The following is a 17744-nucleotide window of genomic DNA, read 5'->3' as shown; positions in this document are numbered from 1 at the left end:
TAAAATTCTCTACCGTAAATATTCATCAAACATAAAATATGTGATGATGATTTTTACAGTTTTCATCATTACACTATTTTTACCCAAACAGCCTCGCTTCAGGTATGAATTTGAAAAGAATAAGGTATGGATGAATAAAGATTTAATTTCACCATTTCCTTTTGCAATTTTAAAAACTAACCCTCAGGTAAGTACCGATAAAAAAGATGCGCTCCGAGATATATTGCCTGTTTATCAGTATGATAAGGAAATAACAAATGATGCATTAGAGGGGTTTTTAAATGAATTTGATATTAAATGGCGCACTGGTCAGCTGGATGAGAAAGATAAAACCACATACAGAAACCTTTCCTATAAGCTTTTACAAGGGATTTATCAGAAAGGCATCATTGGCTTAAATGTCAAACATCAAACCGGGGGTAAGAATTATGATTTTGCTTTGGTTGATAATAACATTTCCAAACAAAAAAATACACAAGACATTTTTACAGCAGAAACTGCACTTCAATATTTTAAACTGAATTTTAAAGCACCAAATCAGGTTATGCAAGATTTGGTAAATAATCTTGTTGAAGACCACCTTACACCAAACATTGTTTTTAATGAGCGGCTAACCGAAGTTATTCGAAATAGTACGGTAAGCAATGTTTCTACTACAAAAGGTATGGTGCAAAAAGGCGAATTAATTGTTGCCAAAAATGATGTGATTGATGATGAAATATTTCAAAAATTAGAATCTTACAAGGCCACATACGAGGCACAAACCAAAACTATTGGTAGCAGAACTTTAGTATATCTTGGTCAGGTTGTACTTGTTGCTTTTGTGATTAGTATATTAATGTCGTTCCTTTTTCTATTCAGAAGAGATATTTTCTCTGATAACCGACAGCTTTCTTTAATTTTAATCGTTACAACTGGTATGTTGCTTGCCCTAACATGGGCATTAAAAATGAACATTGGCAGTTTGTATTACATTCCTTTTTGCGTTGTTCCAATCATTATCCGAATCCTCTTTGATACTCGCCTAGCACTTTACCTGCACATGTTGGTTATTTTAATTGCAGGTTTTTTCGTTGCAAACAGTTTCGAATTTGTGTTCTACCAGGTAACTGCAGGTATGGTTGCCATATTTAGCATTAAGAATTTTGTAAAAAGAGAGCGATTTTTAGTTTCAGCGCTATTTATTTTATCGGCATATTTTGTTTCATTCGTTGGCATTGCCATGCTTCGCGAAGGTACTTTCAGAGAAATCCAATGGATAAATTTTGTTCCATTTATTTTTAGCGTTTTACTTTCATTGTTGGCTTATCCGTTAATTTACATTTTTGAACGAGTATTCGGCATCACTTCTGATGTTGCTTTAATAGAACTCACCAATACCAACAATAAATTACTTCGTGAACTTGCATTCAAAGCACCAGGAACGTTTCAACACTCGCTTCAGGTAGCCAATCTTGCAGAAGCTGCAATATTTAAAATAGGAGGGAACTCTGTTTTGGTTAGAGCTGGTGCGCTTTACCATGACATTGGTAAGGTTGATAATCCTCAATATTTCATTGAGAATCAAAATACCGCTGTTAGTCCCCATGATAAATTGCCTTATGAGCAAAGCGCTCAAATCATAATACAGCACGTGCATAAGGGAATCGAAATTCTAAGAAAAAATCAAATGCCCGAAGCAATTATTGATTTTATAAGAACACACCATGGAAATACCCGGGTTGATTATTTCTACCAGTCGTTTTTAAAAAATTCGCCCGAAAAATTTGTTGATGAAAACATTTTTCGCTACCCCGGACCAATACCTTTTAGCAAAGAAACCGGGGTATTAATGTTAGCCGATTCTGTAGAAGCTGCATCAAGAAGTTTAAAAAATCCCGATGCTCAGAACATAAATGACCTCGTTGAAAGGATAATTAACTATAAATTGGAACAAAATCAACTCGATAATTGCGATTTAACATTAAAAGATATTGAGACTATCAAATTGATATTCAAGACAATGCTGATGAGTATCTATCATGTACGAATAGATTATCAACAAGTTTTATAATTTTTTTTTGTGGAATAGGTTGTTTTACTATATTTGCAGACCTCAAAACAAGGTTGGTAGAACAAATTTTGAGATAACGGAGAGGTGCCTGAGTGGCCGAAAGGAACAGTTTGCTAAACTGTCGTACTGGTAACGGTACCGCGGGTTCGAATCCCGCCCTCTCCGCAAAATAAATTGGCAAATTAAAATGGAATTATCATTTTAAAACCGTTACTTTGCCAGCCCTTGCAAAAAGGGAAATAGATACCAAGTTCGGGGTGTAGCGTAGCCCGGTATCGCGCCTGCTTTGGGAGCAGGAGGTCGTAGGTTCGAATCCTGCCACCCCGACAAAATTTGCAGCTGCAACTGCAAGAATTAAATAAAAGATCGATGCCATTTTCGGGGTGTAGCGTAGCCCGGTATCGCGCCTGCTTTGGGAGCAGGAGGTCGTAGGTTCGAATCCTGCCACCCCGACAAACACAGATACAGTTTGTATTAAGAACCCTCTAAATTATAAATTTAGGGGGTTTTGTTTTTTAGTATGGCATAGTGTGGGTCAATATCAAGCAAGTTGTCACCAATTCGGCTACCAAATTTTCGTTGTATTTTTAAAGTCTCTACAAAACCGAAAATTTCTTGTAATTAATTGTTAAATAAAACCAATCAGAATTACCGCATTTTTTTTGCTTTTTTTGGTAGTCGATTTGGTGACAAACTAAGGAGAAGATTTAATGAAATCTAATTGAAAGAGATAATTATTTGACCCCGTTCTATCCCTTTTGTGACTTTTGTTATTTGTATGATTAAGATTTTATGCTGAAATTATTTTTCGCGAGATGAGCTCAGTACACGATGGTTCATCCAGCATACTATCAATAACCTTTAAAAAAATGATTTCAATCATATTTTTAAGTAATATACATCTTTAAGAAATTGCTGATGCTTTAATAGGTTTGCGTAATAATACTTTAAACACATGATGCACACTTTTCACATCCCGGTTTTAGGTTTAGGCTATTCTATTGATACACCTCTGAAAGTTTCCCGTTATGGAATATCTTCTGTTTTATCCATAGTTGATGATGAATTGATTGAACGTATGCGGGAATATCATTCCGGAAAGAATTTTTATCAGTTCCTGCCCACCCCAAAATCAGATGATGATTATCGTTCTAAGAGAATTAAGGCATATTTAAATTTTCTGAATGAAGTCATTAATGATCAGTTCAAAGAGTTAAAAAAACAGAATTTTATTAAAGGAAATGATCTTTCTCGTTACTTCGAATTATTACCAGACACCTCAAAGTTAAAGCAAGGCTACGAGTTAATGCTCGAATATTCGGAGGGCGAGCCAAAAAATGCCTTTCAAAATGTATTGCGTAATGCCATGAGGCTAGGATCTATCGATGTGAATATCATGGCGAAGGTGGATAAAATGAACTATGAAAATGGTGAATATACGGGCGATTTAAATACCGATGCATTATCTGCTTTGCGTGGTTTTGCAGAAAGTGATTTAAGCGCTTCGGTGATTTTATCTGCAGGAATGAATCCAAAATTATACAGTTACATGGAGGATTTTAAAGACTTTTTTCCTAATGAAAGAGGCATGCTGAAAAAGAGAATCGTTTTAAAGGTCAGCGATTTTAGATCGGCTTTAATTCAGGCAAAGTTTTTGGCGAAGAAAGGATTGTGGGTTTCAGAATTTAGAATAGAGTCTGGTTTAAATTGTGGCGGTCATGCATTTGCAACTGAGGGCTATTTACTAGGTCCCATTTTAGAAGAATTTAAAAACAGAAAAAAAGAAATGTTTAGTGAGCTTTTTGAAATGTACCAAAACGCTTTAGCACAAAAAGACATGCTGATTGAAAGCAAACCGAAACAACGCATTAGTGTACAAGGGGGTATTGGTACTGCAGAAGAACACAGTTTCCTGCTCAAATATTATGATCTCGATGCAACAGGTTGGGGAAGTCCTTTTCTTCTGGTGCCGGAAGTAACAAATGTTGATGCTGAAACGCTATCGCATTTGGCCAAGGCTAAGCATAGCGATTTTTATTTAAGTGGCGCTTCTCCACTCGGCATACAGTTCAATAATTTCAAAAATAGTAGCATTGAAAATCAACGTACCGAACGAATTGAAAAAGGTAGACCTGGAAGTCCCTGCACGAAAAAATACTTGTGCAACAACACAGAATTTACCCAGCAGGCTATTTGTACCGCATCCAGGGAGTATCAACATTTAAAAATCAAAAGTTTGAAAGCCTCACATCTTTCCCAAGATGATTATCAAAAGCAGGTTAAATCGATTACTGAAAAAGTTTGTCTTTGCGAGGGATTATGTTCGTCGGCTTATTTAAAATATAATATTGCTAAGCCTAAAGAGAATAAAGCGGTAGCCATCTGCCCCGGACCAAATTTAGCCTACTTTTCTGACATATATTCCTTTGATGAAATGGTTGGGCATATTTATGGGAAAATCAATCTTTTAGAACTTGTGCCAAGACCACATATATTCATCAATGAACTCAATCTGTACATTGATTATCTTCAGCAGGACATCAAAAAACAGCTTCAGAATTTCAGCGATAAAAAGCGGAAGCAGTTAAACGGATTTAAATTACAATTATCCGAAGGTATAATTTATTATAAAAACCTATTCAACGAGCTTACAGATCAGGCTTCCGTTCAATTGAATGAATTGGCACTTGCGAAAGTTAAATTAGATAATATCATTATTCAATAGGAAAAAAGGCGCTAATGATAAATTTCTATATTTACCAATCTACACAAATATTTAAATGGATAGGTCGAAGTTTTTAGATGCAATTATAGAGAATGCCATTGATGGAATTATAACCATTGACGATAAAGGAATTATAGAACATTTAAATCCGGCTGCGCTGGAACTTTTCGGCTATTCCAGAGCTGAGTTGGTTGGACATAATATTTCGGTATTGATGCCAGAACCTGATCGCTCCCGCCATGATGCCTATCTTTCAAAGTATGAGCATACTGGTAAGAAGAATATTATTGGAGTTGGGAGAGAAGTTTCAGGTAAGCGCAAAGACGGAACTGTTTTTCCTTTTAGATTGGGCGTGAGCGAGATTAAGTTTAGCGACCGTAAAATTTACACCGGTTTTATTCATGATTTGAGTAAAGAAAAAGCAAACGAAGAGCAGATAAAAAGCTATACCGAAAAACTTGAGGTTAAAATAAAGGAACGCACACAGGATTTGGTAAAGCTCGTATCAGAACTGGAAATGGCAAAAGAAAATATGAGGGCGCTTTTTCAAAAAGAAAAAGAACTTAATCAGTTAAAAACGAGGTTCGTTTCCATGGCTTCACATGAATTCAGAACGCCACTGAGTTCAATTCAATTGTCAGCTTCGCTGATTGATAAATATACCACGAAACAGGATGTAGCTAGCGTAGAAAAACACACTTCGAAAATTAAAAATTCTATTAACAACCTTACCACCATCTTAAACGATTTTCTTTCGTTAGAAAAATTAGAAGCTGGTAAAGTAGAAGCTTCACCACAATCGTTCAATATTATCAGTTTCGCTGAAGAAATTACAGAGGAAATGCAGATGATGACCAAGCAAAACCAACATATTATTTATGAACATACAGGGACGACAGCTGATGTTGTTTTGGATTCCAATCTGCTAAAAAACTGCATTATAAACCTTATTTCCAATTCTATAAAATATTCTGGAGAAGATACGCTGATTCAATTCAATACGATTTTGAAAAATGATGAACTCGTGCTCGAAGTAAAGGATAATGGAATCGGCATTCCCAAAGCTGATCAAAATAATCTCTTCGAACCTTTCTTTAGGGCGCACAATACAGGCGATATTCCGGGAACGGGACTAGGATTGAATATCGTAAAGCGATATGTTGGTTTAATGAAAGGAACGGTGGCCTGCAAGAGCGAACAGCATCACGGAACGGTTTTTACGCTAAGTTTTCACTTTAGTAAATAGGTTTATAAATCATCCTCCAGGCCATGAATAAGAAAGTTTTAATTATTGAAGATAATGACGATATCCGGGAAAGTACTGCCGAGGTACTCGATTTGGCTGGTTACGAAACTTTTTTGGCTAAACATGGCAAGGTTGGTGTAGAGATGGCATTAAAACATTTGCCAGATATTATTTTGTGTGATATTATGATGCCTGAATTGGATGGATACGGAGTACTTTATCTCTTAAATAAAAACCCAAAAACGGCCAACATTCCCTTCATTTTTATTACTGCGAAAACCGAACGTGCTGATATGAGGAAGGGAATGGAAATGGGTGCCGATGATTATCTGACCAAACCATTTGATGATCTTGAATTATTTAAGGCAATAGAAAGTAGATTTAAGAAAAAGCAGCAATCTGGTAGTTTTAGTACCGATTCTGATAATTGCGAGGCGGTTATTGAAGCGCTTCGAAAAAAAGGTAAATCGAGGTCGATTGCTAATAAACAGATTATTTATGTAGAAGGTGATGATCCTACTCATTTATACTATCTCATAAAAGGACAGGTAAAAACCTACAAGCGTTTTAAAGACGGGCGTGAACTTTCCTCTAATTTACACCACGATGGTGATTTTTTTGGGTATGAAAGTTTGTGTAATGGTGAACTTTACGCAGATAATGCAGCCACTTTGATTGAATCGGATATTATACAAATTCCAAAAGCTGACTTTATGGAGTATTTGCTGAATCATCAGACCGTTTCTAAGACATTTATTGCATTGCTATCTGGAAATATTCGAGACAAGGGTAGCAAAATGCTTCAACTGGCTTATTCATCGGTGAGAAAGCGTGTTGCTGAAGCTTTGTTACAGGTTGCTAGCAAATTTAACGATGACCCTGCAGACAGTTGCACCATTCGGATTTCACGAGATGATCTTGCGGCACTAGTGGGCACAGCATGCGAAACAGTCAGCAGAACGCTTGCTGATTTTAAAGATGAAAAACTAATTGATAAAACAGGAAATGCCATCAATATTCTGTCTATCGAAAAACTTCGAAACATTAGGCAGTAACCCTGTAAAATCAATCTTCATCAAACTAGTTCCATATACTGGTGCAGTTTTCAATCGTTAAGATTATTACGATTTGCATCTATATAGAAATGACGGACATTAGTTAACATTTCTTTTATGATGATAGAATTAGGCACTTCTATCCAAAATGTAATCAGGATCATTTTTTTCTCTAAGCATCCTCATCTATTGCGCACATCCAATCCCATAGTTTTGTATAGATAAATTCTATATATGAAAGCTATTGCCTACAATATTAAGCCCGATGAAAAGGAATGGTTGGTTCTTGCAAATTATAAAAAGCACGACATCACCATAATCGCCAATAGCTTAACGGCCGACACGCTTTCTTTTGCAGCAGGCAAAGAAGCGCTTTTGGTGTTTAATAATGATTATTTGAGTGAAGCTATGATTGAAGGGTTAAAATCTTTCGGCATCAAATACATCGCAACCTCATCTTTTCAAACTGACCACCTGGATTTAAAAGCAGCGGGTTTTGCAGGAATAAAAGTTGCAAACGTTCCTTTTGATATTGGAGATACGGATCCTAAACTTCGGATGGAACAAGTTATAAAAAACCTTGACCAATGGGCTGCTGGTAAATGTGTGGGTAAAGCATGTTGCTGTCAAAATGATTGTGCAACCCAAAAAGTATTAAAATAATGGAAACTGCCTTATTGCTTAAAAAATACAATGTTGCTGTGCCACGGTACACCAGTTATCCAACAGTTCCTTACTGGGATAATGAAAAATTCAATGTATACGATTGGGAAAAAACTGTTGGGAAAACCTATTCAGATTACAAAAAAGAGGGCATAAGCTTATACATCCATCTTCCCTTTTGCGAAAGTCTTTGTACCTATTGTGGATGCAATACCCGAATAACCAAAAACCATAACGTAGAGCAGCCTTACATTGAGGCTTTGATTAAGGAATGGGAAATGTATGTTTCAGTTTTGGGCGAAATGCCAAAAATTAAGGAAATCCATCTTGGAGGCGGAACACCCACTTTTTTTAGTGCTGAAAATCTTGAAGTATTGATTAGTGTGATTTTGCAAAACGCTGAGTTGACTAAAGATGCTGAACTTTCTTTTGAAGCACATCCAGCCAATACAACATTAAAACACTTAAAGATTTTAAACACACTTGGTTTTAACAGATTAAGTCTTGGTATCCAGGATTTTGATCCAAAGGTTCAGTTCCTGATTAACCGTTTCCAAACGCCTGAACAAGTGGCTAAAGTAACCGAAGAAGCCAGAGGAATTGGTTATACCTCCATTAATTTTGATTTAATTTATGGTCTCCCAGGACAAACGCTTTTTGGTTTAAGCGATACCATCAAAACAGCGATTTTAATGAAACCTGATCGGATTGCTTTTTACAGTTATGCGCATGTGCCTTGGTTAAAACCCGGGCAGAGACATTATACTGAGAAAGATATTCCAATAGGCGAAAATAAATTTGCACTTTATCAATTGGGCAGGCATTTACTTGCTGAAGCAGGCTATGAAGATGTTGGTATGGATCATTTTGCACTAAACAGCGATTCCCTGTTCCAAGCGATGGTGGAACAAAAACTTCACCGGAATTTTATGGGGTATACCAGCCAGCATACGCATTTGCTTATTGGTTTGGGTGTGTCGGCAATCAGCGATAGTTGGACTGCATTTGCCCAGAATCCAAAAACAGTTGAGAGTTATCTAGATAAAATACAACGCGGAATTCTCCCGGTCGAAAAAGGACATTTACTGAGCGAGGAAGATCTAGGGATTAGAAGGCATATTCTAAATATTATGTGTAGGGAACACACTTCCTATCATAAAGGAATACCTGATGAAATACAAGCCCGATTAAAACCTCTATTGTCCGATAAATTAATCACCATTAATGAAAAGGAAATCAAAATCACATCAATAGGTAAATCTTTTTTGAGAAACGTTTGCATGGCTTTCGACGAAAAATTGTGGGAGAAGCAACCAAAAACTCAACTTTTCAGTTCATCAATTTAACTGTTTTACTATGGAAGATCAGAATAAAACAACAACTGAAGCGGTTTGCTATCACTGTGGAGAGGATCTGCCCAAGTTAAAATATCAAATAGATGATAAAGATTTTTGTTGTGCAGGTTGCTTGGGCGTTTTCAAAATCCTTTCGGAAAATAACCTTTGTAATTATTATGTGTACAATAACAATCCTGGTCAGCAACTTAAAAATGACGGGCATTTAGAATATCTCGATGAACCAAAAATCATTACACAATTGCTTGATTATCGGCATGAAAGCTCAAGCATCATTACTTTTTACATTCCGGCAATCCATTGTAGTTCTTGTATTTGGTTGTTAGAACATCTTTATAAAATTAACCCGGCAATATTTAGCTCGAGAATTGATTTTCTTAAAAAACAGGTTACCATAAGTTTTAATCACGAAGAAATATCATTGAAACAGTTGGTGCAAACCTTAAATCAAATAGGCTACGAACCGTTAATAAGTTTGCAGGACGTTGTAAAAGAACACAAAGATTCGGCTGATAAAACTTTGATATTAAAAATTGCGATTGCAGGTTTTTGCATGGGCAATGTTATGCTGTTTAGCTTTCCAGAATATTTTGGACTTTCAGGTTTTGAAGAGGAATTTCAGTGGCTTTTTGGTTGGTTAAATCTCGCTTTTTCAATTCCTGTGGCTTTTTATTGTGGCCGCGATTATTTTACATCGGCAATTACAAGTTTAAAACACAAACACATTAACCTCGATACGCCTTTGGCTTTAATAATTGCCGTATTGTTTTTCCGAACAGCATTTGAAATAATTTTTAACCATGGGCCAGGATTTGCAGATACGCTGAGTGGCCTTGTGTTTTTGCTGCTAATGGGTAAATGGTTAAAACAACGCACTTATCACCACATTTCATTCGATAGAGATTATCGTTCTTATTTCCCGATAGCGGTAACAACATTACAAAACGGTAAAGAAAAACCGGTATCAATAAACGAAATTAATATCGGCGATCGCCTTTGGATTAGAAATGGAGAATTAGTACCGGCTGATGCTATTTTAATGAAAGGCGATGGGAACATGGACATGAGTTTTGTAACCGGCGAATCTGAGCCGATAAACAAAGTTTTAGGCGAAATTATTTATGCCGGCGGCAGGCAAATAGGAGAGGCGATAGAACTTGAAGTGATTAAACCGGTTTCTCAAAGCTATTTAACAGGCTTATGGAACAATGAGCATTATAAAATCAATAACGCTAAGCAGAATTTTAACGATAGTGTAGCCAAATATTTTAGTCTGGCTGTATTTGCTATAGCTTTTTTTGCAACCGGATTTTGGTTATTACAAAGCGATAGCCATAAAGCTTGGTCGGCATTTACAGCAGTTATCATAGTAGCATGCCCATGCGTATTGGCCTTAAGTACACCTTTCACATTATCGGCAATTTTATCTGTTTTTGATAAAAAGGGTTTTTACGTTAAAAATACAGATGCCGTAGAAGCGCTTGCAAAATGCAATACAATTGTTTTTGATAAAACCGGTACGTTAACCAGCAGCGAAACTGCTGCAATTACATTTAGTGGATTACTAGATGAAGAAGAAAAAATAGCAGTTTGTTCGCTTATTCGAAATTCTGCACACCCTTTAAGTAGGCAAATTTTAAAAGCATTAAGTGTCGATAAATTTTATACGGTTCGAAGTTTTCTGGAAATCCCTGGAAAGGGTTTAAGCGGTAATATCAATGGCTATACTGTTTATGTAGGCAATCTCTCTCTTTTACCTGTTGATGTAACAAGTTCTGCTGAGAATGGTGTGCATATTTTAATAGATGGTAATTACAAAGGCTGTTTTGTTATCAATCAAAAATGGCGACCTGATTTAAAAACTCTTCTGGACAATTTAAAAAGTAGTTTCGAACTTCAGGTATTATCTGGTGATACCAATAAAGATGAATCGGTACTGAAAGAAATTTTCCCGCCAAAAGCAAAAATCAAATTTCAGCAAAACCCGCATCAAAAACTGAATGCGGTTTTAGAACTTCAACAGCAGGGAAATGTGGTAATGATGTTGGGCGATGGATTGAATGATGCCGGTGCATTAAAACAAAGTGATTTCGGCATAGCAATAACCGATAACATCAACAATTTTACACCGGGCTGCGATGCCATTTTAAAAGGAAATGCTCTAAACCTGCTGCCAAATTTTATTCAGCAAAGTAAAGATGGCTTGAAAATCATTAAAATCAGTTTTGCCATAGCGATTGTCTACAACTGCATAGGTATTTTTTATGCAGTGCAAGGTACGTTATATCCGCTTGTTGCTGCGGTGTTAATGCCCATTAGTACAATAACCATAATTTCATTTACAACACTGGCCACCAGGTGGTTTGCACATAAAAATAAACTGCTATGAACATCCTTTACTTTTTAGTGGGATGCAGTATTGTAATGGCACTCATTTTTTTAGCGGCATTTATTTGGGCTTACAAAACCGGTCAGAATGATGATGTACATACTCCCGCAATAAGAATGCTTTTTGATGATGAGGTAATTGAAGAAAAAAGTGAAGAAGATCACTTTTCTGCTTAACCATCATCATCATTTAAATCACTGCACCAAGATACCTTTGATGCATAAACCAACAACTCATTTTCGATTATGCAGTTAGAAAAATTTACATACGATAATAAAATAGTTAGAAACTTTGCACTCGCCACATTGGTTTGGGGGATTATTGGAATGACGGTAGGCTTACTCGTAGCCATGCAACTTTTTAAACCATCAATGAATCTTGGCAGCCAATATACCACCTTCGGGCGGATAAGGCCATTACATACCAATGCGGTAATTTTCGCTTTTGTTGGCAATGCAATTTTTATGGGTGTTTATTATTCTTTGCAAAGGCTTTTAAAAGCCAGGATGTTTAGTGATATCTTAAGTAAAATACATTTTTGGGGTTGGCAATTGATAATTGTTTCGGCAGTTATTACTCTACCATTGGGTTTAACTACATCACATGAATATGCTGAACTGGAATGGCCAATAGATATTGCCATAACGATAATATGGGTAGTTTTTGGTATCAATATGTTTGGTACCATCATTAAAAGAAGAGAAAGGCATCTATATGTAGCCATTTGGTTTTACATCGCAACGTTTGTAACCATTGCTGTTTTGCATATAGTAAACTCTTTCGAATTACCCATCTCTTTTATGAAAAGTTATTATGTGTATGCTGGTGTTCAGGATGCATTGGTACAATGGTGGTACGGACACAATGCTGTTGCATTTTTTCTAACCACACCATATTTAGGCATGATGTATTATTTCCTTCCTAAAATGGCTAACAGACCGGTTTATTCATACAAGTTGAGTATTCTTCACTTTTGGTCGTTAATATTTATTTACATCTGGGCAGGTCCTCACCATTTACTATATAGTTCGCTTCCTGGTTGGGTACAGTCTTTAGGGGTAGCTTTCTCTATCATGCTAATTGCACCAAGTTGGGGCGGTATGATTAACGGTCTTTTAACGCTTCGCGGAGCTTGGGACAAGGTTAGGGAGGATGTAACACTTAAGTTTATGGTTGTGGCACTTACCGCTTATGGTATGGCAACTTTCGAAGGTCCGTTGTTATCACTTAAACAAATTAATGGTGTTGCACATTTTACCGATTGGATAGTTGCTCACGTACACGTTGGAGCCTTAGGATGGAATGGATTTTTAACTTTTGGCGTTTTGTATTGGTTAATTCCGCGTATTTATAAAACCGAATTATATTCTAAAAAGCTAGCTGGTTTCCATTTCTGGATAGGCACTTTGGGCATCCTTTTTTATGCTGTACCAATGTATTGGGCTGGCTTTACCCAAGGTTTAATGTGGAAGGAGTTTACACCTGATGGTTTGTTGAAATACCCAAACTTTTTAGCTACAACGCTTCAAATTATACCGATGCATATTTTAAGGTCGATAGGTGGTGCAATGTATTTAGCTGGTGTAATTGCCATGGCTTATAACCTTGCAAAAACAATGTTGGGTGCAAAACTTGTTGCAAATGAACCTGCAGAAGCCATGCCTTTGACCGAAATTATTATAGATGTTTCGCAGGCCGACAAATCTTGGCATAGGGTTTTGGAACGCAAGCCAATGAAGTTTATGGTATTTTCATTAATCATAATTCTTATTGGCGGCATGGTAGAGATGATGCCAACTTTCACCATACAATCTAACGTACCAACCATTAACAGTGTAAAACCGTATTCTGCTTTAGAACTTCAGGGTAGAGATTTGTACATACGTGAAGGTTGCGTAAACTGCCATACACAAACTGTTCGTCCGTTTCGTTCAGAAACAGAACGATATGGTGAATATAGTAAAGCAGGCGAATTTGTTTACGACCACCCGTTTTTATGGGGTAGTAAGCGTACTGGGCCAGATTTGCATCGTATCGGTGGCAAGTATTCTGATGCATGGCACTACAATCACCTGCTCGATCCTACTTCAATGTCGCCGGGAAGTATTATGCCCCCATATCCATGGTTGGTCGAACAAGAGTTGGATATTTCCACAACACCAAGCAAAATAAGAGCTATGCAAACCTTAGGCGTTCCATACCCCGATGGTTACGATAGGTTGGCGAATGATGATTTGAAAAATCAAGCCAAAAAAATTGCTCTGGAATTGAAACAGAACAACATTAAAATAAAAAGCGACCGGGAGATTGTGGCCATTATTGCTTATCTGCAAAGGTTAGGCACCGATATTAAAGCCAATAAAGAAACTATTCCTTCAAATCAACAATAAAATGTTCAATCAAATTAAAAATTTAGCCGGAGGCGAAATGTACCTGATACTATCCTTATTGATGTTTATGGCATTTTTTATTATCGTTGGTATTTACCTTCTAAAATTAAGTAAACAGCACATTAAAATAATGAGCGAACTCCCAATTCAAGACAATCAGCCTGAAGGATATGAAGAAGATTAAATTGTTGTTGCCTTTTATTGTTTTATCAAGCCCAGCTTTTGCTGCTGATGAAAAGGCTGCTCTTGTTATGCCAGGCGAACCTGGTTTGGGTTTAACAAGTTCAGAATTGTTAATCGTATTGCTTTTGATTTTTACTATGGTGCTGCTTTTTGTTTCGGTAACGTTACTTAATGCATTTAAAGTAATGTATAAAGAACAGTTAAGCCCAACACCTTATGTAATTATAGTAAAAGAACCTGTTTTAGATTATGATAGCTGGTTGAAAAAAAGGCCGTCCAAACCATCAATATGGAATAAATTATTAAGCCTTAAACCAATAGAAGAAGAGCATAATTTGGTTATCGACCATTCTTATGATGGAATTAAAGAACTGAACAACCCAGTTCCGGCATGGTTTAATTTCTTATTTTTTGGTACAATGGTTTTTGCCGCCGGTTACCTGTTCTATTATCACATTGGTGGATACGGCGATTTACAGGATAAAGAATATGCAAATGAAATTGCAAAAGCTGAAATTGAAAAGGCTGCGTATTTAGAAAAATCAGCAAATACGATTGATGAAAATTCTGTAAAGTTTGATAATACAGCAATCGTTCTAGAAGATGGAAAAACCATTTTTAACACCAACTGTGTGGTTTGCCATGGTGATAAAGGTCAGGGAATTATTGGCCCAAATTTAACTGATGAATACTGGATACATGGCGGTGGAGTGAGCAATGTTTTTAAAACAATAAAATATGGTGTGCCAGCAAAAGGTATGATTAGTTGGGAAAAGAATTTAAACCCCAAACAAATTAGTGCGGTTTCAAACTATATTCTTTCTTTAAATGGCACAAATCCTCCAGGCGCTAAAGCAAAGCAAGGAGAAAAATACGAAGATAAAGATGTTGAAGATAGTGAAATGAAAGAGGTAGCAGATAGTGTAACCAAAACAGATGTCTCAAAAAAATAAAACTGAACGTAAAGGCAGAAATTTCCTATACCCTAAAAAACCATCGGGCAAGTTATATACTTATCGTAAATGGCTTAGCTATGTTTTGCTCGCATTTTTATTTTCATTTCCTTTTATACAGTTTAATGGAGAGCAGTTAATTCTGTTAAATTTTATTGAAAGAAAGTTTGTCTTTTTCGGATTAATTTTCACCCCGCAGGATTTCTATTTATTCGCTTTAGCAATGCTCATTTTTATCCTATTCATTGTATGCTTTACAGTAGTTTTAGGCCGATTGTGGTGTGGCTGGGCTTGCCCGCAAACAATTTTTATGGAAATGGTTTTCCGAAGGATTGAATATTGGATTGAAGGTGATGCTATTAAGCAACAAAAACTCGATGCACAAAATTGGAATGCCGAGAAATTTATTAAAAAAGGCAGTAAACATTTTCTTTTTCTGCTCATATCGTTTGCCATTGCAAATACCTTTTTAGCTTACATTATTGGCTCAAATATTCTTATCAAAATTATTACCGAACCTGTTTCACAGCATGTTTCTGGTTTTATATCCATTTGGCTGTTTACGCTAATTTTTTATGGCGTTTTCGCTTATGTACGTGAAATCGTTTGCACCGTAATTTGTCCATATGGTAGGTTACAAGGCGTTTTACTCGATAATCAGAGTTTGGTAGTTGCTTATGATTTTACAAGGGGAGAACCCCGGGGACATTTGCAGAAAAACGAACTGCTTTCAAAAACCGGAGATTGTATCGACTGCGGACTTTGTGTGCAGGTTTGCCCAACTGGCATTGATATTCGTAACGGAACCCAACTAGAATGTGTTAACTGTACAGCATGCATCGATTCGTGTAACGAGGTAATGCTTAAAATAAACAAACCTAAAAACTTAATCGGCTTCTTTAATCAGGATTTTTTAAAAGATAGGACACTTTATAAAATTGGTTTAAAATCTTATGGTTATGCTGCGGTGCTATTTATTATAATGATGGTTTTTTCATCTTTGATTTACAAACGAGAAGATATTCAAACTACTGTTTTACGTGCAAGCGGAACGCTTTACCAAAATCGGGGTGAAGATAAAACAAGTAACCTGTATAACGCAGAGTTAATCAATAAGACAAACAAACCGATACACTTCATTTTTAAATCGAAGAACGAATCTGATAAAATAGAATTTATACAAAAAGCAACTGTTTTGCCAAAAGAGGGTTCAGTGCAAGTCACCTTCTTTTTAATCAGGAAAAATAACTTGATAGAGAAATATAAAACTGACGTTGTTTTTGAAATTGTTGCCGATGGTAAAGTTTTAAGCACTGCTAAAACCAGTTTTTTCGCTCAGCCAGATGATAATTAAAAATTAGGAATATGAATTGGGGAACAAAGGTTGTTTTAGGTATGATTACGTTCATGTTATTTATTGTTTGTATGGTGGTGTATATGTTTCATGTGCATGGTAGAGATGCTTTAATCGAGGAAGATTATTATGAGAAAGGCATTAATTATAATGTAGAATACAATGCCAAAAGGAACGTACTTAACGATAATGCGCAACCTAAAATAACAGTTACCAAAACCCAAATTGTTATCGAGTTAAAAAAAGCTGCAAAGTATGAACTGAATTTAATGCGACCATCAAACAGTTTAGATGATGTTAAGCTTAAAGGGAATACAGCTGGTGAAGCAAATTTCATTCTAGTTGATAAATCTAAAATGGCCAAAGGGATGTGGTTTTTGAATTTACAATGGCGCTCGGGTAATCGAAATTATTTATATAAAAAAAATATCAACTTGTGATAAGTCTTTTGCCACTGGCATTTTTAATGGGTATTTTTGGAAGCCTGCACTGTGCGGTAATGTGCGGTCCGATAATGCTTGGTATGCCGTTTAAGAAGGAAAGTTTTTTAAAATCTGGTGCTCAACTTTTATTGTATCAATTCGGTAGGATTTTGGTTTACACGGTATTAGGTTTAGTAGTAGGCGCATTGGGCAATAGCATTCGCATCTTCAGCAACCAGAAAATCCTCAGCATAATTATAGGTTCGTTGTTAATTCTTTTTACCGCTTTGCAATTTAACCGAAGTTATAAGAACAGGTTTGCAATGATACAGGCAAAAGCCTTAAATCCGATAAGTAAATTAATGGGGAGGGTGTTTAATTCGCCGTTCTGGGGTTTATTCGCCGGAATGCTTAATGGCCTAATTCCATGTGGTATGGTTTATCTGGCATTAGCCACAGCATTATACACCGGCAATGCAAAAGCTGGAGGAATATTTATGTTTTTGTTCGGTTTGGGAACAGCTCCTTTAATGATGATGATCTCTTTAGGTGGAATATATTTGAAAAAATATATTCGTTTCAACACAAATAAATTTTTGCCATGGTTTATGTTTTTTATGGGTATGCTGTTTATCTTAAGGTCGGCAGACTTAGGCATTCCATTTTTATCGCCAAAAACCACAAACTCATTTTCACATTCAGCAGAATGTAAATAGTTTTTTTGTTTAGTTATGAACCTAATAACCTGAGTTCCATTCTTAAACTTAATAGGTTTGCTGTTTTATCGTCGCATTGCTTATACGACACGTCTTGCTGAATTTATTTCAGCATCTTTCCTGCCGAAAAGACCCTGAAATAAATTCAGGGTGACGTAAAAAAAAAGGAAGCCCCTTATTAATAACATGAGGGAAAATTAATAATCGTACTAAGGTTAATAATTTAAAATTGATTTTGAG

The 17744-nt window shown here is 36.2% G+C and carries 14 protein-coding genes and 3 tRNA genes; all 17 read left to right on the top strand.

Annotated features, from left to right (window positions below; translation table 11 throughout):
• The first annotated feature begins 46 nt into the window (after positions 1–46).
• The 17 genes from D7004_RS02290 (at position 47) to D7004_RS02210 (ending at position 17504) form a co-directional block, all read left to right on the top strand.
• On the top strand, positions 47–2053 hold the full coding sequence (locus D7004_RS02290; protein WP_123204328.1) for an HD family phosphohydrolase: 2007 nt from the start codon (positions 47–49) through the stop codon (positions 2051–2053).
• Positions 2054–2131: 78 nt separating this feature from the next.
• A tRNA-Ser gene (locus tag D7004_RS02285) sits at positions 2132–2218 on the top strand.
• An 88-nt stretch (positions 2219–2306) separates the two neighbouring features.
• A tRNA-Pro gene (locus tag D7004_RS02280) sits at positions 2307–2380 on the top strand.
• A 52-nt stretch (positions 2381–2432) separates the two neighbouring features.
• Positions 2433–2506: transfer RNA gene (locus tag D7004_RS02275), tRNA-Pro, on the top strand.
• A gap of 502 nt (positions 2507–3008) precedes the next feature.
• Complete coding sequence (locus D7004_RS02270) at positions 3009–4778, top strand: hypothetical protein (protein ID WP_123204252.1); 1770 nt, start codon at positions 3009–3011, stop codon at positions 4776–4778.
• Positions 4779–4833: 55 nt separating this feature from the next.
• Positions 4834–6024 (top strand): PAS domain-containing sensor histidine kinase, encoded by a 1191-nt coding sequence (locus tag D7004_RS02265; protein ID WP_123204251.1) that lies wholly within the window; start codon positions 4834–4836, stop codon positions 6022–6024.
• 23 nt (positions 6025–6047) lie between these two features.
• Complete coding sequence (locus D7004_RS02260) at positions 6048–7079, top strand: response regulator (RefSeq protein ID WP_123204250.1); 1032 nt, start codon at positions 6048–6050, stop codon at positions 7077–7079.
• A 234-nt stretch (positions 7080–7313) separates the two neighbouring features.
• Complete coding sequence (locus D7004_RS02255) at positions 7314–7742, top strand: Rossmann-fold NAD(P)-binding domain-containing protein (protein WP_123204249.1); 429 nt, start codon at positions 7314–7316, stop codon at positions 7740–7742.
• On the top strand, positions 7742–9088 hold the full coding sequence (gene hemN, locus D7004_RS02250) for an oxygen-independent coproporphyrinogen III oxidase (protein WP_123204248.1): 1347 nt from the start codon (positions 7742–7744) through the stop codon (positions 9086–9088). Before D7004_RS02255 ends, hemN begins: the two co-directional genes overlap by 1 nt.
• Positions 9089–9098: 10 nt before the next feature.
• Positions 9099–11486: a heavy metal translocating P-type ATPase gene (locus tag D7004_RS02245; RefSeq protein WP_123204247.1), complete on the top strand. Its 2388-nt coding sequence runs from the start codon at positions 9099–9101 to the stop codon at positions 11484–11486.
• Positions 11483–11662, top strand: a complete 180-nt coding sequence (ccoS, locus tag D7004_RS02240; protein WP_123204246.1) for a cbb3-type cytochrome oxidase assembly protein CcoS — start codon at positions 11483–11485, stop codon at positions 11660–11662. Before D7004_RS02245 ends, ccoS begins: the two co-directional genes overlap by 4 nt.
• 69 nt (positions 11663–11731) lie before the next feature.
• Positions 11732–13876 carry a cytochrome-c oxidase, cbb3-type subunit I gene (gene ccoN / locus D7004_RS02235; protein ID WP_123204245.1) on the top strand — a complete coding sequence of 715 codons (2145 nt, stop codon included), beginning with the start codon at positions 11732–11734 and terminating at the stop codon, positions 13874–13876.
• Between the two features lies 1 nt (position 13877).
• Positions 13878–14060, top strand: coding sequence for a hypothetical protein (locus D7004_RS02230; protein WP_123204244.1), 183 nt, complete (start codon positions 13878–13880; stop codon positions 14058–14060).
• Positions 14047–15012 carry a cbb3-type cytochrome c oxidase N-terminal domain-containing protein gene (locus D7004_RS02225; protein ID WP_244214226.1) on the top strand — a complete coding sequence of 322 codons (966 nt, stop codon included), beginning with the start codon at positions 14047–14049 and terminating at the stop codon, positions 15010–15012. The genes D7004_RS02230 and D7004_RS02225 overlap by 14 nt, the downstream gene beginning before the upstream one ends.
• Positions 14996–16366: a cytochrome c oxidase accessory protein CcoG gene (ccoG, locus tag D7004_RS02220; RefSeq protein ID WP_123204243.1), complete on the top strand. Its 1371-nt coding sequence runs from the start codon at positions 14996–14998 to the stop codon at positions 16364–16366. The genes D7004_RS02225 and ccoG overlap by 17 nt, the downstream gene beginning before the upstream one ends.
• Before the next feature lie 11 nt (positions 16367–16377).
• The gene (locus D7004_RS02215; protein ID WP_123204242.1) at positions 16378–16806 is read left to right on the top strand and encodes a FixH family protein; all 429 of its coding nucleotides are present in this window, start codon (positions 16378–16380) and stop codon (positions 16804–16806) included.
• A complete protein-coding gene (locus D7004_RS02210; protein WP_148042737.1) occupies positions 16803–17504 on the top strand; it encodes a sulfite exporter TauE/SafE family protein in 702 nt (233 codons plus the stop codon). Before D7004_RS02215 ends, D7004_RS02210 begins: the two co-directional genes overlap by 4 nt.
• Positions 17505–17744: the final 240 nt, after the last annotated feature.

This window comes from Pedobacter jejuensis (assembly GCF_003725795.1).
Taxonomy (GTDB): Bacteria; Bacteroidota; Bacteroidia; order Sphingobacteriales; family Sphingobacteriaceae; genus Pedobacter; species Pedobacter jejuensis.
This window is presented reverse-complemented; position numbering and strand designations above follow the sequence as displayed.